The following is a 17634-nucleotide window of genomic DNA, read 5'->3' as shown; positions in this document are numbered from 1 at the left end:
CCGATATCCATCGGGAGAGAAACCATGCCCGCTCCGCATTCGTGACGGTTTTCTCCGCCACCCTTCCTGCTCACTCTTTTATGTTCAGTGTTTAGAATTTGCTGTTTCTTAGGTATTTAGATGCTCGACGATATATCGCTCAGAAGATGGTTGACTTCTTAATTAAAAAATATTTTCAAATTAATATTAAGTCTTGAAAGAGTTAGAAATATTGAAAGAATGAGAGAATTTCTGTTAAAATCCATTATTAATATTTTTTAGGAGGAATAATGAAAGCAGTTATATATGGAGTAGGGCCTATAGGAATTGGTGTTTGCAAGTTAGCGTTAAAAAAGGGAATAAATATAGTCGGAGCAATTGACATCGACAAGAGCAAAGTTGGCAAAGATTTAGGAGAAATCCTTGGTTTAAAGGAAAAAATGAATGTTATAGTTTCCAGCAATGCAGAGGAAATCTTAGGTAATGTCTCTTCTGATCTTGTTTTCCATTGCACATCCTCTTATTTAAAAGATGTCCATTTGCAGTTAAAATCCATATTAAATGCGAAGTTAAGTGTAATATCCACAACTGAAGAACTTTCTTTTCCTTATTTCAGTGATCCTCAGCTTGCAAGAGAGATCGATGATGTTGCAAAGAAGAATAATGTTTCAATCATCGGAACTGGAGTAAATCCTGGATTTGCCATGGATAAGCTTGTGTTAACATTAACATCAGTGTGTCAGGATGTTAAAAAAATAAAAGCTACAAGAATTGTTGATGCGTCGAAGAGAAGGTTGCCTTTGCAGAAGAAAGTAGGAGCTGGTATGACTGTCAAAGAATTCAAACAAGGTGTTAAAGATAAGAAAATAAAGCATGTAGGTCTTCCTGAGTCAGTTGCGATGGTGGAAGATGCCCTTGGTTTTAAACTTGACACAATTAAAGAGGATATTTATCCTGTTGTTGCCCAGAAAATCATAAAGACTCCATTCCTTAAAGTTGAAAAGGGAAAGGTAGCAGGCTTGAAGCAAATTGCAAGGGGCATAAAAGATAAAAAAACACTTATTTTTATGGAACTTCGAATGTATGTGGGAGCAAAGGACCCAACAGATGTTATTTCCATAGAAGGGACACCACCAATACACATGAAAATAAAGGGTGGAATCCATGGAGACCTGGCTACTGCTTCAATGGTTGTAAATTTAGCTCCGATTATAGTTGAGGCAAAATCAGGATTGCTGACCATGAAAGATATCCCTGTCAGCTTTTTCAGGTCAGTGAATTTATAAATTGCAGAGAAGCTCTGTAAGAAGAGCAGTCCTTTCAATGAGTGAAGATACTATAATATGCTCATTTTCGCTATGAGCACCATCACCATTCGGGCCAAGCCCATCGATTGTAGGAATTCCCAAATAGGAGGCAAATGAAGCATCTGAACCTCCTCCTGAATCTCCCTGCTTTAAATTAATGTTGAGTATCTCGGCTATTTTTTTAGCTTTTAAAAAAAGAGCTTGAGAATCTCTGGTTCTTTCCATAGGAGGAGTAAAACTTAGTTTTTCCCAGTGAATTTTTGCTCCATTAACTGAGGGTTTCATCCTATCAAAAAAATTTTCTATTTCTTTAATTTTTTCTTTTTCCCAGAATCTTATATCAAGAAAAGCCTGGGCTTTATCAGGAATGATATTAACTCTTTCACCTCCGATGATTTTTCCAATGTTGGCAGAAACTCCTTTTTCACGAAGTTTATTTATAAAACTGAGCTGAGTTAGCAGTTCTTCAATCGCATTTATTCCTTTTTGAGGATCGAGCCCTGAATGCACTGATTTTCCGAAAGACTCTATTTTAATGGTTAAAACTCCTTTTCTCCTTGTTTTAACAGCTCCACCTGGAAGCGCTGGCTCAAGACACAAAACATAGTCTGATTCCTTTGCAAATTTCTCGATGTATTTTTTTGAATTTTTACTTGATATCTCTTCTTCTGAGTTTATAAATAACATTATTTTACTCTTCGGCTTAAGTTTCAATTCGTTTATTGCTTTTAAAGCGAAGACAAACATGGTGATTCCGCCTTTCATGTCGAAAACCCCTGGTCCAAAAATTCTGTCTTTTTCAATTTTAAAAGGCATTTCAGAAATTTTTCCAACTCTCCATACTGTATCTACATGAGTTAAAACTAAAATTTTTCTTTCTCCTTTTCCTATTTCAGCAAGAAAATAGTCTCCTGATTTTTTCTGTTTAAACTTTTTTATTTTGGCTCCAGATTCCTTTAGATTTTCAACTACAAAGGCTGAACATCTGTTAACTGCTTTCTTGTCTGTTGAGGGGGATTCTAGAGTTACAATTTCCCTCAAAAAATCAACTATCTCCTGTTTTTTGTTTATGAAATAATAAATTTGCTGCATTTTAAATATCCTTAAAAGTATTTATCTTTTTTCAGATTTAAACTATTTATCAGAGTTTTGGACAAAATACAATTTAAATAATTTGAAAATGGACAATTTAAATTATTTGCAATAAAATTTTAGAAATATTGGAGAAATAATATGTCTGAATTTAGACAGGATATAACGACAAAAGAATGGGTAATAATTTCAACAGAAAGAGCTAAAAGACCTGATGAATTCAAGAAAAAAGATAAAAAAGAAAAAAAATTGCCAGAAAGAGATGATAAATGTCCTTTCTGTCCTGGCAATGAGGAAAAAACCCCTCCGGCGGTTTATACTATTGAAAAAGATGGAAAATGGAAATTAAGAATTGTGCCGAATAAATTTGCAGCCCTCCAACCAGACATAACTCCTGATAGAAATAGAATTGGAAGATTTTTGAAAGCTGAGGGATTTGGAATTTCAGAAGTGGTTATTGAAACTCCTGAGCACAATAAAACCATTGCCACTATGAGTTATGAACAGGCTCGAGATGTTGTAATTGCGTATAAAGAAAGATATTTGCAGATATCTGAGAATAAAGATATATCGCTTATAAATATATTCAGGAATTATGGAGAAAAAGCAGGCACATCCCTTGAGCATCCTCATTCTCAAATAATTGCATCTCCTATAGTTCCTCCTCATATAAGGGATCAGATTACCCAGGCAATTCTTTCTACGGATTCATATGGAAGTTGCATTTTTTGCGATATGATTAAGGAAGAACTAAATCAGAAAATCAGAATTATTTTAGAGAGTAAACATTTTATCGTGTTAACTCCCTTTGCTTCTAGATATCCTTTCGAGATAAGAATTTTTCCAAAGAAGCATAACTGTAATTTTGGATGCATAACTGATGAGGATATTGAAGATTTTGCTTATGTTTTAAGATTAGCCCTTAAAAAACTTTACACTGCCCTTGATGATCCAGATTATAACTATATGATTCGGTCATGTCCAACAGACTATGAGAATGTAAAACATTTTCACTGGCATCTTGAAATACTCCCGAAATTGACCACTCCCGCAGGGTTTGAACTTGGCACAGGTATTTTTATTAATGTAACAACACCTGAAAATTGTGCTGAGATTTTAAGAAATATAGAAGTAGAATAAAAAGATGTTTTTATTTATTTGATCGGATAACTCCTTTTAAAAGCTGAATTATTCCTTTTTTTATATTTTCATCTCTAATTTTTCTGAATAATTTCAGAAGGGATATTTCATTTTTGTCAAGAAAAAAAGAGAATTTGCCACTAGTTCTGTATTTTATCTTTTCTTCCCCAACAACTGGAATTTTCTCAAGTAAAAAGGCAACAGGGACGTTTAGGGCTTTTGCAATCTCATGGAGTCTTTTTATAGAAATGTTGCTTCTTCCTTTTTCATATTTTTGAACTTGCTGGTAAGTAACCCCAATTTTTTCAGCCAACTCCATCTGGGTAATTCCAAGGGATTCTCTTGTTTTTTTGATATGATTTCCTATTTGTTTATTGAAATTATCCATCTTAAAAAACATATATTTTATGATAGTTGAAGTCTACAATTTAAAGGTTGCAATAAAAATTGACATTATGCATACTATGGTTGTATATATAAAAGATATGTTTTATAAAAGAATTCTTGTGATTGATGATGAGATACTTTTAAGAAATCTTTTAGAAGAGTTTCTAAGTTACAATGGATACAAGGTTGATGGGGTGGGAAATGATGTCGATGCAATCAAATTGTTGAAAAAAAGAAATTATCACCTGATAATTATCGATTATAATTTAGGCGATAAGAAAGGGTCAGAACTAATAAGTCAAATAAAAGAATTTTCCAGCTCCACTCCGATTCTCGGAATTTCAGGAAAACATGTGAAGGAAGAATTTATAGAAGCTGGTGCTGATGGTTTTGTCTCAAAACCGTTTTACCTTAACAATCTTTTAAATGTAATAAAAAAATTATTATTTGATCTTAAGTAGTTTTAAAATTAATCGTAAGCAAGCATTACGATATATTCGTTTTTATCTTTCACTGGAATTTTTAAAGAAATCCATCTTTTATTATTAAGAGAAGTGGCCTGAACCCCTTCTCTGTCTACTTCTATAGTGCCATCATTCCAGATGTTTATAACACAGTCCTGTTCAAATTGAAGGCCTGCCACTGTGGTATAACCTACATCTTCGCTTACCTTTATATGGAGTTCTTTAGCACCCGGAACATCCGGCATAAAAATCATTTTTCCAGTTTTCAGGTCTTTTACAGTGGCAACAAGACTGTTCTTACCGAGAGATTTCATCGAAATGGATGGGATGTTTTTTACAAGACTTTCTCTTATTTCTAAATAAGAAGACGGAGCACTCATAAGTTTTATGTTTGGTTTGAATCTGTATATACGTTCATCAAGTATTTTAAGAATTTCCTCATTATGGGGAGAGCCAGGAAATTTATGGTAAAAATTTACGTACTCTTCAGCTCTATTTCTATTTTTTGCTACTGTCCAGTAAAGTTCCATTAACTTATTTTTGATATCAGGAGTAAGCTCTGAATCAGGATATTTATTAATGAAGTTCTCATAAAGGGTCACGCTGTTTTGCTCCACAGCTTCTTCATATTCAATCTTTTCAATTGCTTTTAATGCATCTTTTACAAGAGTACTCTCTGGATATTTCTTGATAAACTGCTGGTATGCATAAACTGTGTTTTGTCTTTTGGCATTTTTAAATGCTTTCTCTGGGGAAGGGGAACAGCCAAAAAGATAAAGAAGTAGAATTACCAAGGAAATAAATAAAATATTTTTATTTTTGCCCACTAAAATGTTCTCCACCAAGAGTATATATTTTTACATAATTTTTTAGGAAAAGTAAACTCTCTGTTTAAATTTTTTTAAACAATAGGGAGTTTTTAGAAATAAAGTAATTAAATAAATTTTCTTAAAATTTAGTAAATTTAACAAAAATTGGAGAAAAGATTAATTAATCTCCCCCTCATTAAAGAATAGAATAAAAAGTTGGTAGCGGGGGTTGGATTTGAACCAACGACCTTTGGGTTATGAGCCCAACGAGCTACCTGCCTGCTCCACCCCGCGGCCATTTTTATATTAACAGCTTTACAGTAATCTTGTCAAATTCAATCCAATTTATGAAGCAAGTAAAGTTTTGTGATGGTAAATAATTTGGGCAGCAAGGGTGACCCGAAAACACGCTGTATTTTCCCCAGTCCCGATCCAACTTTCAGTTGGAACGGGAGCACTCATGCTCCGCTCTTTCCTCCCGATATCCATCGGGAGGAAAACCATGCCCGCTCCGCATTCGTGACGGTTTTCAGGAACCTTCGGTTTCTTGGCCACCCTTCCTGCCCAAAATAACATTAAGTTAATTTCCTACCCCACAAAACTTTACTTACTTCTCTAATTTATTCATGGAAAAGTTGGAAACTTTTCCCTCCTGAATTTCGTTTAAATATTTGAAGGTAGATGAAAGAGTAGGAGTGCAAATTATGAAGAAGACATTAATTTTTATTATTATTTTGATTGTTATTGCAGCTTTAATCTTTTTGCCCATCAAATTAACCAGAAAGAAGATCAAGAATGATATAACTTGGGTAAAGGTAAAGAAAGGGGATATTGTCGAGAAAGCATTGGCAATAGGGAAGATTGAGCCTGAGCATGAGATATCGATAAAGTCGAAAATATCCGGAATTGCGAAGAAAATCTATGTGGAAGTGGGAGATAAGGTGGATGGAGGAGATTCTCTTATTGAGATAAGTCCTGACCCAACGCCATTGGAATATGCAGAGGCTAAGAGGCAGGTCGAACTTGCTCAGGTTGAAAGAGAGAACAAAAAATCAGAGTATGAAAGGGCTCAGAAATTGATGGAGAAGAATTTTATTTCTCAGAAGGATTTCGAGCTGACCAAGAGAAATTTTGAGGAGGCTGATTTAAAATTAAAGCTCTCTTCTGAAAAATTATCTTTAATTGAGAGGGGAAAAGCAAAAATTGCTGAGAGAAATGTGGAATCTGTGATTAAATCACCAGTGAGCGGAACCATCCTTGAAAAACTTGTTAATGAGGGAGACCCTGTTGTCCCTTTAACTTTTTATCAGGCAGGAACAGAGCTTCTGAAGATTGCCAATATGAATTCTCTTTTGTTTAAGGGAACTGTTGATGAAATTGATGTGGGGAAGTTGAGAGAGGGGATGAGAGCCATCGTAAAGATTGGAGCTCTCCCGGATAAACCGGTAGAAGGAATATTAAAGAAAATCTCACCCAAGGCAAAGAAAGAAGAAAATGCCACTCTTTTTGATGTGGAGATAGAGGTAAAACATCGAAATGATGTGGTTATAAGAGCAGGGTATTCTGCCAACGCAGAGATAGTCACGAGAAAAAGTGAGAATACTTTATACATACCTGAAAGATTGGTTGAGTTTAAAGAAGATAAAACTTTTGTCGAGATAAGGGGAAAGGACAGAAAACCGGGGAAGAAAGAAATAAAGGTTGGGCTAAGCGATGGAATTAACATAGAAGTGCTCGAAGGATTGAGAGAGGGTGAAGAAATAGCTGAAAGACCTCCGAAGGAAATTAAATAAAACATGAGTTTTAAACAATAAGAAATGAGAGGGATGAGTAAAATGAAAGATGTTAACAGCACAAGGTAAAGAGTGGAAACAGATAATTAACCAAAAACACTGATGAACAATGATAAAAAATTAGATTATAAAAACAGATGACAAAACTATTTGTGATTTTATCGCAATTTTTAAGAGATATGAAATCCCAGAAATTAAGAACTTTTTTAACTCTTTTTGGGATTGTGTGGGGAACTTTTACAGTGGTTTTACTCATGGCTTTTGGAGAAGGGCTTCATCGCCAGAATCAAAAGGCAATGCATGGTATAGGAGAGGGAATAGGAATAATGTGGTCGGGAAGGACATCAAAGTCTTTCATGGGAATGGGTAAAGGAAGAAGGATTAATTTTCTGGAGGAGGATGCTTATTTTTTAAAAGAAAATGTAAAAGAGATTAAATCGATTTCTCCTGAGTATAGCCGTTCTTCCGTTGAATTAAAGTATAAAAATAACACTTTTCTCGCATGGGTTTGTGGAGTTTACCCGGAATTTGGAGAAATGCGAAACATGATACCTGAGAAAGGAGGAAGGTTTATTGACAGGGTTGATCTTCTGGAAAAAAGAAGAGTTGTGTTTATAGGAGATGAGTTGAAAAGTCAATTGTTGAAAGAAGATAAGGCTGAAGGAAAATATGTATTTATCCAGGAAGTTCCTTTTTTTGTGATTGGGGTTATGAAGAAAAAAACTCAGAATTCAAATTATAATGGAAGAGATTCGGAAAGAGTGGTTATACCTGCTTCTACATATGCTTCTTTATTTGGTGTGAAGTATATTGATAATATCGTTTATAAACTCAGAGATCCCAGAGAAACTGAAAAAGCAAAAAATAAAATATATCAGAGACTGGGTTCAAAATACAGGTTTGACCCATCTGATAAGGAAGCTCTTTTCATATGGGATACAACTGAATTTGATAAGTTTATTCTTTATTTTTTCCTCGGGTTTAAAATTTTCCTGGGGATAATAGGAGTTTTCACGCTATCGATAGGTGCTGTGGGCGTTTCAAATATAATGAATGTTCTCGTTGAAGAGAGGAAAAAAGAAATAGGGGTTAAAATGGCTCTTGGAGCAAAGAAAAAATTTATAATGTTCCAGTTTATATTTGAAACAATTTTGATTGTTTTATTCGGTGGAGCCGTTGGGTTTTTATTTTCTTATAATATAATTTCTTATTTCCCTCTTCTAAAGCTTGAAGAATATGTGGGAGTCCCTGTAATTTCTCCAACAATTGGGATACTGACGCTTTTAATTTTAGGAATCACAGGATTTCTTTCAGGTTATTTCCCGGCTAAGAAAGCAGCTAATTTAAACCCGGTAGAAGCCTTAAGAAATTAACATGGGAGCGGGTTTAAGGATATAACTATGAGAAGATTCGCATTAATAAGTCTTTTCTGGAATGACTTCAAAAGACAGAAAAAAAGAGTAATTTTAACTTTATTCGCAATTGCATGGGGAACTATGACGATTATTCTTCTTTTGGGGGTTGGAGCAGGACTTCAGAGAGAGTTTCAGCGAAGCACTCACAGCCTTGGAGAGGGGATAGTGATAGTTTATGGTGGGCAGACCTCCATTCCATATAAAGGTCTTCCAAAGGGAAGAAGAATTAGGTTGAGAGAAGAAGATGTGGAGTTTATAAAAAAAAGTATCCCTGAAATTGAATTGATAGGTTCAGAATATAATAGATTTGGTAATACTATTGTGTATGGAAGGAATACGGTAACCAAAAGAGTTCATGGTCTTTCTCCTGAATTTGAAGAAATGAGGACCCACTTTCCTGATAAGGGAGGCAGGTTTATAAATAAAATTGACATGAAAGAAAGACGAAGAGTTGTATTTCTTGGGGATAATTTAAAAAAGAAGCTTTTTGGGGATGAAAGAGCAGAAGGAAAGACAATCTTTATAAACAGTGTTCCATTTTTAGTAGTAGGAACTATGGTAAAAAAGTTACAAACGAGCATGTATCAGGGACCTGACTCTGAAAAAGCTTCTATCCCTTCATCTGCATACATCTCATTATATGGAGCGAAATATGTCCAAAGAATAATTTATAGACCTAACGATATATCCAGGGCTGAACATGTGAAAAATGAATTGTACAGGGCATTGGGAGAAAAATACAAATTTGACCAGAATGACAGACAGGCATTAAGAATGTGGGATGTGATAGAGCAGGAGAAGATAATGAATAAGGTGTTTATGGGGATAAAAATATTTATGATAATAATTGGCTCTTTCACGCTTATCATTGCCGCTGTTGGAGTTACAAATGTCATGTATGTATCTGTTCGTCAGAGGACAAAGGAAATCGGGGTTAAGATTGCCCTTGGGGCTAAAAAGAGACATATCATGAGTCAGTTTATTTCAGAATCTTTATTCATTTCTTTCTTCGGAGGGTTTCTGGGAGCGATTCCAGCTCTTTTAATAATAAAAGTGGTTTCATCGGTAAAGTCAGAAAATATGACGGTTCAGCTATTGGCAAGGCCCCATATCAATTTAGAGATAGCTGTATTAGTTACCATTATTCTTTCATCCCTGGGGTTCCTGGCAGGCTTTTTTCCGGCAAGAAAGGCTTCGAATTTAAATCCGATTGAAGCTTTAAGATATGAATAGAAAGGAGCAAGAGTTTTCAATGATAAAAATGAAAAAAATTAAAAAAATTTATGATACAGGAAGAGTAAAAGTCGAAGCACTGAGGGAGATTGACCTCGAGGTTCAAAATGGAGAGTTTATCTCAATTATGGGTCCTTCTGGTTCAGGAAAATCAACCCTGATGAACATCATTGGCTGTCTTGATACCCCAACTTCTGGAGAATATTTTCTTGAGAATGAAAAAGTTTCAGAACTTTCTTCGAATAAACTCGCTGAAATAAGAAATAAAAAAGTGGGTTTTATTTTTCAAAATTTTAATCTTCTTCCTTACGCTACAGGTTTTGAGAACGTGGAGCTTCCGATGATATTTGCAGGAATTTCTTACAAGGAAAGGAGGAAAAAGACAATAGAACTTCTTGAAAGAGTAGGGCTTAAGGAAAGGATGAATCATAAGTCAACCGAGCTATCTGGAGGCGAAATGCAGAGAGTGGCTATAGCAAGGGCCCTTGTCAACAACCCTTCTATTATTTTAGCAGATGAGCCAACTGGTAACCTTGACACAAAATCAGGAGAGGAAATTATTTCGATTTTTGTAAATTTATGGAAAGCAGGACATACAGTTCTTGTTATTACCCATAACGAAAAAATAGCGGAAAAAACTCAAAGAACTATTAGACTTCTTGATGGGATGATTGTTAATGGTAATTAAAGCAAACGCATTATATAAATGTAGGGCAACCTCTTAGGGTTGCTTGATGCAAGGCTAAAGCCTTGCCCTACATGTAACATTATTTATTGCATTTGTATTAGTCAACGGCTATAAGTTGAATCAACATGTCAGATGAAAAACAGCTATAACTTTATTCTTATCTGGCAGTTTATTAAAAATATCAATTGCTTTTTCAGTATTTTCAATTATTAGCTTGATATTATTTGATCTGGCAAGTTCAATAAATTCTTTTGAAACTTTCATAACCCCTAACTTTCCAGTTCCGATTATGACGATTTCTGGATTTTCTTGAATTACATCTTCCATATCTTCAGGCAAAAGATTATGCCCCTCTTTTCTCCACCAGTTTGCCTTAATCATATTTGGGAATAGCTTTAAATCAGAAGTGAATTTGTTTCCATTTATTACAATTTCTCCAAAACTATATCGCTCAATTTTCATTTTTTATATCTTTATTTATTAATTATTAATTTTTTAAGTATATACTAACATTTATGAGCTACAAACTTTGAACTATTAGCTGGGCTCTGTTTCTTTAAGGAATCTTTCCATGAAGTGAATGTCGTAGCTTCCTTGTCTAAAATCATAATCATCGAGTATTTTCAAATGAAGGGGGATGTTTGTTTTAACACCAACTATGATTGTGGAAAGTAAAGCAGCCCTCATTCTTTTGATTGCTTCATCACGGGAGTTTCCATGGACTATTATTTTGGCTACAAGAGAATCGTAATGGGGAGGAATTTCATATCCGCAATAAATTGCTGAATCAACTCTCACTCCATTTCCGCTTGGAAGAGCAAGAAATTCAATCTTTCCAGGAGATGGAGAAGAAGTAAACGGGTCTTCTGCATTTATTCTGCATTCTATTGAATGACCTCTTGGAAGAAGATCTCTTCTGACATTCAGCTTTTCTCCTGCTGCTAATTTTATCTGTTCTTTTATTAAGTCAATCGAATAGATTGCTTCTGTTACAGGATGTTCAACCTGAACTCTTGTGTTTGCTTCCATAAAATAAAAATTTTCCTTCTCATCCAGTAAAAATTCAAAAGTTCCAAGGCTTCTGTATCCAATAGATTCTGCTGCTTTTTCAACAATCCTCATCATTCTTTTTCTTGTCCTTTCGTCAAGAGCAACTGAAGGAGCTTCTTCCAAAATTTTCTGATGTCTTCTCTGAATTGAACATTCTCTTTCTCCTATGGCAATGACATTCCTATAATTATCAGCCAGTATCTGTATTTCTATATGCCTTGCTTTCTCTAAGAATTTTTCAATGTACATTGAAGGATTTCCAAAAGAAGAGGATGCCTCAGCCTGAGCAACTGGAAAAATGGTTTCAAGCTCTCTCTGATTGTGGACAACTCTCATCCCTTTTCCACCTCCTCCTGCGACTGCTTTCAGCATAACTGGAAATCCTATTTTTGATGCAAATTTTTTTGCCTCCCGAAGATTTGTAATTGGATTTTCAGTACCTTCTATGATTGGCACACCCTCTTTTTTCATCGTCTGTCGCGCTTCATTCTTGTCCCCCATTAATTTAATGATAGATGAAGAAGGACCGATAAAAGAAATTCCTGAAGTTTCACATATTTCAGCGAACATAGGATTTTCAGACAAGAATCCATATCCGGGATGAATTGCATCAGCTTTTGATATTTCAGCTGCTGAGATGATTGCAGGTATGTTAAGGTAGCTTTCAGAGCTTTTTGGAGGACCAACACAGATTTTTTCATCGGCTAACTGGGCTGGTAGAGATTTTGCATCAGCTTCTGAATAGACTATTACACTTTTTATCTCTAATTCTTTCAGAGCCTTAACTATTCGAAGGGCTATTTCTCCTCGATTGGCAACGAGAACTTTGGAGAACATTTATGGAAGGACCTTGATCTCAAAAAGTTTTTGACCGTATTCAACAGGCTGAGCATTCTCAACAAATATTGATTTAATAATTCCGGATACTTCAGATTCTATTTCATTCATCAGTTTCATTGCTTCTACAATGCACAAGATCTGTCCTTTCTCGACTCTATCGCCTTCATCTACGTAAGGAGGAGAGGATGGATCCGGTGCTCTATAGAATGTTCCCACTATCGGCGATTTTATATAATAAACATCTTCAGAAGGAGTGAGTTCTTTTTGAACAGAATGTTCAATTTTTTCCTGATAAGAAATAGGGGAAGCTGAAGGATTTAGATTCGGAGTTTGTATAGAAACTGAAGGAAAGATATTTTTCTTTATCTTAATTCTCAACCCTTCTTTTTCCAGTTCAAATTCAGCAAGATTTTTTTCGATGATAAGGTTGATTATTTTTTCAATATCTTCGAATCTTATATCTTTCAGGTTTAAATCGTCCTTTTTCATGATAAAGATATTATTTAATCAATTCTTTTGATAAGTCAAGCCAAAAAATTAAAAAAAGGATGTGCGCCTATTTTTGCTGATAGAAATTTTGATATAATAGATAACTAATTTGATTGAAGGTTTATCTTAGTAAATTGAGTGCATAGATCGAGAGATGATTAATAAATGAGCGAAGATTATATTTATACCAGGAGGGGAGATGAAAATAATTAGAAAAAGAATTGAGAATTTTTATTTTTATTATCCTAATTCAGTGGCAATTGTTGGTGCAAGAGGAAAAGAAAAAGTAAATTTCATGTCAGCAGCATGGCACATGCCAATTTCAGCTTCTCCGCCAATCTATGCTGTTGCCATATCAAAGAAAAGGTATACATATAGAGTGATAAATGAGGCTAAAGAGTTTACAGTGAATTTTATTTCCTATGAAAATGCTAAGCTTTCTGCTAATCTTGGAAGAAGGTCTGGGAAAGACATGAATAAGATTGAAAAATTTTCCATTAATCTTTCTTCCTCAGCGATAATCTCATCTCCAGTACTTAAGGAGGCTTATGCTTCCTTTGAATGCAAGTTATTGGATGCGAGAACATACGGAGATCACGATTTATTTGTTGGAGAAGTCTTGTGTGTCCATGAGATGGAGGGAGTTTTTAATGAAAATGGAATTATAATATTGAAAAAAATAAACCCATTGCTTTATTTAGGAAAAGACATTTATGCAACAACAATTCCGGATTCTCAAAAACTTGTATTGCCAGATTAACTAAATCCTTTTAATTGACATTTGAGGTTATAAATCTTAAGATTTTATTTAATTTGAAGAGGAAAACCAATCTAAATGTTTAATTTAAAATACTATTACATTCTTTTAAAAATATTTTTTAGTTATAAAAGAAAGAAAAATACATTGCGTTATTTTCCGATTAGATTCTGGATTGAACTTGCATCTCCATGTAATTTGAAATGCGTGATGTGTCCGAATAAAGACCTTCCTTTAGAAGATCAAGGTTACATGGATATGGAATTGTTTAAAAAAATAGTTGATGAAATCTCTCCATTTTCTTTTGATGTAAGTTTAATTCACAGGGGAGAGTCTTTTTTGCATCCGCAACTAATTGATATGATTGAATATGCAAAATCTAAAAGACTTTTTACAAAAATTCATACAAATGGCACTCTTCTCGATAAAAAAAAATCATACAAGATAATAAAATCGGGTCTGGACAGATTGTCATTTTCATTCGATGGATACGATAAAAAAACTTATGAAAAGATTAGAGTGGGTGCAGATTTTGACATGGTTATTGAAAATATCAGAGATTTCTTGAAAATGAAAAAGGGGTTAGGGAGTAAAAATCCTTACACAGTAATTGAATTGATTGAATTTCCTAACATGGATAGAGAAGAGATTAAAGAAAAAAGAAAAAATCTCATTAAAAATTTTAAGGGGCTTCCTCTGGATGAGGTTATAACTAAAAAAATTCATAACTGGGCAGGTTATCTTCATATCAACAAAAAAGATAAAAATTATTCACCATGCCCATTTCCATGGAATGCTCTGATTGTATTCTGGGATGGCTCTGTCTTTCCTTGCACTCAAGATTTTTTTGGAGAATATAAGTTGGGAAATGCAAGATGGGAAAGTCTTGGAAACATCTGGAACAATGAGAAGATAATCAATCTGAGGAAGAAGTTAATGAATAAAGAATACAAAGATATATCCATATGTTCTAAATGTGATAGACTCTGGAGAGATAAATTATTGGGGGTTCCAAAGGAATACCTTTTTGAGTTTATTATGAGGAGGATGCCCTGAATTATGCTTAAGGATTAAAAAATGGAATGGCAACTGAATCTGTTTAAAAAATCCCTAAAGAAAAAATTGAAGTTGAAAAATATCTTAAAATTTTCTGGTGATTTTACTGATTTGAAATGTCTGGAGGTTGGATGTACAACAGGAGTTTTAAGTTATTTTTTATCAGAAAGAGGCGGAAAATGGATTCATACAGATAAAGAGCGCAGTCTTCTTATCGAGACCCAAAGGCTTGTGAAAAATCCCCTTGTTCAGATTGATGAGAGATATCTTCCTTTTAGAGAGAAAACCTTTGATTTAATATTTGTCCCTGATTTCTTGGAACATACTATCTATGATAAAGAGCTGATAAAAGAAATAAAAAGAATAATCAAAGAAAAAGGGAGATCGATTATAACTGTTCCCTTAAAAAAGAAATTCTCGATTATTAATTTATTGAAAAGAATGTTCGGATTGAAGGATGAAATATATGGACATGTAAGAGCTGGATATAGTCTAAAAGAATTAAAAAAAATTCTCCAAGATTATGGAATTAAGGTAGAAAGATATTCCACTTATTCAAAATTTTTTACTGAATTTATTGAATTAATTTTGAATTTTTTCTATGTCAGATTTGGAACAAAAAAAATTTCTACTCATAAAGGGAAAATATCTCCTTTATCTTCATCTGAGTTGAGGTTTAATAAAACTTATTTTATCTATAAATTTATTTATCCGTTTTTTAAAGCATTTTCATTTTTAGATTATTTTGTTTTTTTTACAAGAGGATATGTTATTGTAATCGAAGCAAATTTATCAAATTAATAATTTCAATTTATTCTCTGAATGAAAAGATTTTTATGAGGATAGTTTAAACCTGGAGTTGACTTCCAATTTAATTGATTGATATTATACCAAGCTATGAAAAAATTTTTGTTTATGCTTATTTTATTAAATATATTAATAATTCCAATTTTTTCCAATCAGGTTATCATGAAATATAAGGTATTGCTAATTCCAAACTATGAAAGCTATGATGAAACTCTTACTTCGGATTATGTAGAAAACATGTTGATTTCCTGGGGAATTAATTATGACCTTCAAGAACCTTTAGAACAGCTTACGTTAGATAAAATCATTACTAATAACACATTAAATTATATAGTAATAATAGTTACAAAAGAATTTAGTAAATTTTCATCATCAGAAATTGGCGTTTTGGAAAATGTATCAAAAAATTTTGGTGTCAGCCTGATTTCATTTTATTCATGTAGTGACCAGAGAAGTAATAATTTTTTTGGAATCAAAGAAAAGAGCGGAACAAAATATGTTTATAATTTTAAAATTCAGAATAATTTGGATTTTGTAACAGATGGCCTCAATGATAGAAATTTAAAAGGAGCAAGGGTTTTTGACATTGTTTTAAACAGTAATGCTCTAAAAATTGTGGATGGCGAAGGCACGCCTGTTTTTTTTGTTAATCAGTATGGGAAAGGAATAAATTATTATTTTAATTTCGAGCCTTCAGGGTGGTTAGAAATAGATGGGAGGCAACTTCTTTTAAAGAGGTCAATAATTCAGAATAGTAAAAATGGATTTTTTTATTTTGATTTAGAAGGGACTATAATACTTAGAATGGATGATCCTCTTTCAAATAATGTAACCACCTGGTCAGACACTCAATCCTATCAGCCTTTTAATTACAAAAGGATGGATCAGAAGGATTGGGAGGAAACTGTAAACGTGCTCAAAGAATTTAACGCAGGAATGAGTATCTCCGCAGTTCCTGGTTATGTGGATGATGGGAATCCTGCAAGAGGAAGACTCTATAAGAATGGTGTTGAAGTAATAAATCGGCAATGTGGAACAGAATATGATTCAAAGGATATGAAATATATTTTTATATCTGGATTGAGAGCTGGAAAGGTGCTTGACCATGAAGAGGAATTCAAAGGAATTAAAAATTCTTTAGAAAGCTATGAGAAAATTGATATTCAGCAACATGGTTATACTCATACTGAAATGAATCGCTCTGCATTATGCGCAGCTTCTGATAAATATACAAATAGTAAATGGTTTGCTGAATTTTATCATCTCTACAATGGAACCAATGTTTCTTATTCAGAACAGTGGGATGCTATTCAAAAAGGTTATAATAAGTTAATCCAATGGTTTGATTATGAACCTTCTATTTTTATACCTCCTCAAAATGCAATTTCGTCAAATACCACAGAACTACTGGAGAATTTCAATTTCAAAGTGATGAGCACATTTGATTTTACATTTTTAAGAAAGAAGAAATCGTTTACAAACCCTTTCATACAAACTCATTCAGTCAAGTCAATGTACTGGCTTGCCAACCCCCGTCTAAAATGGATTGCAAAAACATTCCCCATGGTAATCTATTTTCATGACCTTGATATAACATATTTTGGCATAGAATGGCTCCAGGAATTTTTAACGGGCTGGAAAGAAATGGGGATAGAGATTTTTTTATCTTTTGGAGAATTTCTCGGCTATGTTTTATCGAAAGTTGAAGGAGAATATTCTTACAACAGAGGGATTTATACGCTTAAAATAACTGTTGATATTTCTAACACTGGTGGACCTCAAAATCTAAAATCATCTCGGTATTTTAACAAGAGAAAGATAAAGATCAGGTTTAAAATTCCTGAGAGCTGGAAAAGATTTCCTTTTTACAGATTTGGTCAAATTTCAGAAACCAGCTTAAAGTCTCCATTTCTAAATAAAGATATAATTGAATTTGAATTTAACCCATTTGAAGATGAAGTGGTTCAGAGTAAAAGCCTAATTATGGAAGTGCCAGTTTTGAAGAAGCTCAATAATTAAAATTTTTTATTTTTCTTTTTGCAGAATAAAGAAAATCCCGCCAATAGAGTTAAACAAAACTGATATGAGATAAGCCAATACAGAAAGGGAGAAAGCGACCTCGGGAGGAATTCCAAATTTCGAAAAAAGTAATACAAATGACCCTTCTCGAACCCCTATTCCATAAATGGAGATAGGAAGCATCGTAATTGTTAAAATCACAGGGATTAGAATAAAAAATAGTATAAATGGTATATCAATGTATAAAGATTTTGAAATTAAAAAATAATAAAAAATTACATTGATTTGGAGAAGAAAAGAAAGAATTAT

Annotated in this window: 18 protein-coding genes and 1 tRNA gene; 11 read left to right on the top strand and 8 right to left on the bottom strand. The window is 33.6% G+C overall.

Annotated features, from left to right (window positions below; all coding sequences use genetic code 11):
* Positions 1-269: 269 nt before the first annotated feature.
* On the top strand, positions 270-1265 hold the full coding sequence (locus AB1410_00300; protein ID MEW6455140.1) for a dihydrodipicolinate reductase: 996 nt from the start codon (positions 270-272) through the stop codon (positions 1263-1265).
* Here the strand turns inward: AB1410_00300 and AB1410_00295 are convergent.
* Complete coding sequence (locus tag AB1410_00295) at positions 1260-2378, bottom strand: M20 family metallopeptidase (GenBank protein ID MEW6455139.1); 1119 nt, start codon at positions 2376-2378, stop codon at positions 1260-1262. The two genes, AB1410_00300 and AB1410_00295, sit on opposite strands and share 6 nt — an antisense overlap.
* Positions 2379-2519: 141 nt before the next feature.
* Between AB1410_00295 and galT the strand changes: the two genes are divergently transcribed.
* Positions 2520-3518, top strand: a complete 999-nt coding sequence (gene galT, locus AB1410_00290) for a galactose-1-phosphate uridylyltransferase (GenBank protein MEW6455138.1) — start codon at positions 2520-2522, stop codon at positions 3516-3518.
* Between the two features lie 10 nt (positions 3519-3528).
* Here galT and AB1410_00285 read toward each other — a convergent pair whose 3' ends face one another.
* Positions 3529-3918: a helix-turn-helix domain-containing protein gene (locus tag AB1410_00285; GenBank protein MEW6455137.1), complete on the bottom strand. Its 390-nt coding sequence runs from the start codon at positions 3916-3918 to the stop codon at positions 3529-3531.
* A 7-nt stretch (positions 3919-3925) separates the two neighbouring features.
* Between AB1410_00285 and AB1410_00280 the strand changes: the two genes are divergently transcribed.
* On the top strand, positions 3926-4366 hold the full coding sequence (locus AB1410_00280; GenBank protein ID MEW6455136.1) for a response regulator: 441 nt from the start codon (positions 3926-3928) through the stop codon (positions 4364-4366).
* Positions 4367-4374: 8 nt separating this feature from the next.
* Here AB1410_00280 and AB1410_00275 read toward each other — a convergent pair whose 3' ends face one another.
* Together AB1410_00275 and AB1410_00270 are read right to left on the bottom strand one after the other, a co-directional pair.
* Positions 4375-5196 (bottom strand): hypothetical protein, encoded by an 822-nt coding sequence (locus AB1410_00275; GenBank protein MEW6455135.1) that lies wholly within the window; start codon positions 5194-5196, stop codon positions 4375-4377.
* Between the two features lie 199 nt (positions 5197-5395).
* A tRNA-Met gene (locus AB1410_00270) sits at positions 5396-5472 on the bottom strand.
* A gap of 410 nt (positions 5473-5882) precedes the next feature.
* Between AB1410_00270 and AB1410_00265 the strand changes: the two genes are divergently transcribed.
* The 4 genes from AB1410_00265 to AB1410_00250 all read left to right on the top strand — a co-directional run bounded on the left by AB1410_00265 (position 5883) and on the right by AB1410_00250 (position 10307).
* Positions 5883-6971: an efflux RND transporter periplasmic adaptor subunit gene (locus AB1410_00265; GenBank protein ID MEW6455134.1), complete on the top strand. Its 1089-nt coding sequence runs from the start codon at positions 5883-5885 to the stop codon at positions 6969-6971.
* Positions 6972-7150: 179 nt separating this feature from the next.
* A complete protein-coding gene (locus AB1410_00260) occupies positions 7151-8344 on the top strand; it encodes an ABC transporter permease (GenBank protein ID MEW6455133.1) in 1194 nt (397 codons plus the stop codon).
* A 27-nt stretch (positions 8345-8371) separates the two neighbouring features.
* Positions 8372-9619: an ABC transporter permease gene (locus AB1410_00255; protein ID MEW6455132.1), complete on the top strand. Its 1248-nt coding sequence runs from the start codon at positions 8372-8374 to the stop codon at positions 9617-9619.
* A 19-nt stretch (positions 9620-9638) separates the two neighbouring features.
* Positions 9639-10307, top strand: a complete 669-nt coding sequence (locus AB1410_00250) for an ABC transporter ATP-binding protein (protein MEW6455131.1) — start codon at positions 9639-9641, stop codon at positions 10305-10307.
* 120 nt (positions 10308-10427) lie between these two features.
* On the opposite strand, the gene AB1410_00245 is transcribed toward AB1410_00250, so the two are convergent.
* The 3 genes from AB1410_00245 to accB all read right to left on the bottom strand — a co-directional run bounded on the left by AB1410_00245 (position 10428) and on the right by accB (position 12686).
* Positions 10428-10769: an MTH938/NDUFAF3 family protein gene (locus AB1410_00245; protein MEW6455130.1), complete on the bottom strand. Its 342-nt coding sequence runs from the start codon at positions 10767-10769 to the stop codon at positions 10428-10430.
* A 75-nt stretch (positions 10770-10844) separates the two neighbouring features.
* Positions 10845-12194, bottom strand: coding sequence for an acetyl-CoA carboxylase biotin carboxylase subunit (gene accC, locus AB1410_00240; protein ID MEW6455129.1), 1350 nt, complete (start codon positions 12192-12194; stop codon positions 10845-10847).
* Positions 12195-12686, bottom strand: a complete 492-nt coding sequence (accB, locus tag AB1410_00235; GenBank protein MEW6455128.1) for an acetyl-CoA carboxylase biotin carboxyl carrier protein — start codon at positions 12684-12686, stop codon at positions 12195-12197.
* 199 nt (positions 12687-12885) lie between these two features.
* Between accB and AB1410_00230 the strand changes: the two genes are divergently transcribed.
* The 4 genes from AB1410_00230 (at position 12886) to AB1410_00215 (ending at position 17325) form a co-directional block, all read left to right on the top strand.
* Entirely contained in the window at positions 12886-13446 is a 561-nt protein-coding gene (locus AB1410_00230; protein MEW6455127.1) for a flavin reductase family protein, read from the top strand.
* A gap of 75 nt (positions 13447-13521) precedes the next feature.
* Positions 13522-14499, top strand: coding sequence for a radical SAM protein (locus AB1410_00225; GenBank protein MEW6455126.1), 978 nt, complete (start codon positions 13522-13524; stop codon positions 14497-14499).
* Positions 14500-14520: 21 nt separating this feature from the next.
* Positions 14521-15300 carry a class I SAM-dependent methyltransferase gene (locus tag AB1410_00220; GenBank protein ID MEW6455125.1) on the top strand — a complete coding sequence of 260 codons (780 nt, stop codon included), beginning with the start codon at positions 14521-14523 and terminating at the stop codon, positions 15298-15300.
* 168 nt (positions 15301-15468) lie between these two features.
* Positions 15469-17325 (top strand): DUF2334 domain-containing protein, encoded by a 1857-nt coding sequence (locus tag AB1410_00215; GenBank protein ID MEW6455124.1) that lies wholly within the window; start codon positions 15469-15471, stop codon positions 17323-17325.
* A 6-nt stretch (positions 17326-17331) separates the two neighbouring features.
* Here the strand turns inward: AB1410_00215 and AB1410_00210 are convergent.
* On the bottom strand, positions 17332-17634 hold a 303-nt coding region (locus AB1410_00210), incomplete at its 5' end, for a lysylphosphatidylglycerol synthase domain-containing protein (GenBank protein ID MEW6455123.1).

This window comes from Acidobacteriota bacterium (assembly GCA_040756905.1).
Lineage (GTDB): Bacteria > Acidobacteriota > Aminicenantia > JBFLYD01 > JBFLYD01 > JBFLYD01.
Note: the sequence above shows the minus strand (reverse complement) of the source record. Positions and strands in the feature narration are given on the sequence as shown.

Excerpts from the sequence above, each read along its gene's own strand:
- AB1410_00300 (MEW6455140.1), top strand. The coding sequence starts at position 270 with ATGAAAGCAGTTATATATGGAGTAGGGCCTATAGGAATTGGTGTTTGC.
- AB1410_00295 (MEW6455139.1), bottom strand. The coding sequence starts at position 2,378 with ATGCAGCAAATTTATTATTTCATAAACAAAAAACAGGAGATAGTTGAT.
- galT (MEW6455138.1), top strand. The coding sequence starts at position 2,520 with ATGTCTGAATTTAGACAGGATATAACGACAAAAGAATGGGTAATAATT.
- AB1410_00285 (MEW6455137.1), bottom strand. The coding sequence starts at position 3,918 with ATGTTTTTTAAGATGGATAATTTCAATAAACAAATAGGAAATCATATC.
- AB1410_00280 (MEW6455136.1), top strand. The coding sequence starts at position 3,926 with ATGATAGTTGAAGTCTACAATTTAAAGGTTGCAATAAAAATTGACATT.
- AB1410_00265 (MEW6455134.1), top strand. The coding sequence starts at position 5,883 with ATGAAGAAGACATTAATTTTTATTATTATTTTGATTGTTATTGCAGCT.
- AB1410_00260 (MEW6455133.1), top strand. The coding sequence starts at position 7,151 with ATGAAATCCCAGAAATTAAGAACTTTTTTAACTCTTTTTGGGATTGTG.
- AB1410_00255 (MEW6455132.1), top strand. The coding sequence starts at position 8,372 with ATGAGAAGATTCGCATTAATAAGTCTTTTCTGGAATGACTTCAAAAGA.
- AB1410_00250 (MEW6455131.1), top strand. The coding sequence starts at position 9,639 with ATGATAAAAATGAAAAAAATTAAAAAAATTTATGATACAGGAAGAGTA.
- AB1410_00245 (MEW6455130.1), bottom strand. The coding sequence starts at position 10,769 with ATGAAAATTGAGCGATATAGTTTTGGAGAAATTGTAATAAATGGAAAC.
- accC (MEW6455129.1), bottom strand. The coding sequence starts at position 12,194 with ATGTTCTCCAAAGTTCTCGTTGCCAATCGAGGAGAAATAGCCCTTCGA.
- accB (MEW6455128.1), bottom strand. The coding sequence starts at position 12,686 with ATGAAAAAGGACGATTTAAACCTGAAAGATATAAGATTCGAAGATATT.
- AB1410_00230 (MEW6455127.1), top strand. The coding sequence starts at position 12,886 with ATGAAAATAATTAGAAAAAGAATTGAGAATTTTTATTTTTATTATCCT.
- AB1410_00225 (MEW6455126.1), top strand. The coding sequence starts at position 13,522 with ATGTTTAATTTAAAATACTATTACATTCTTTTAAAAATATTTTTTAGT.
- AB1410_00220 (MEW6455125.1), top strand. The coding sequence starts at position 14,521 with ATGGAATGGCAACTGAATCTGTTTAAAAAATCCCTAAAGAAAAAATTG.
- AB1410_00215 (MEW6455124.1), top strand. The coding sequence starts at position 15,469 with ATGAAATATAAGGTATTGCTAATTCCAAACTATGAAAGCTATGATGAA.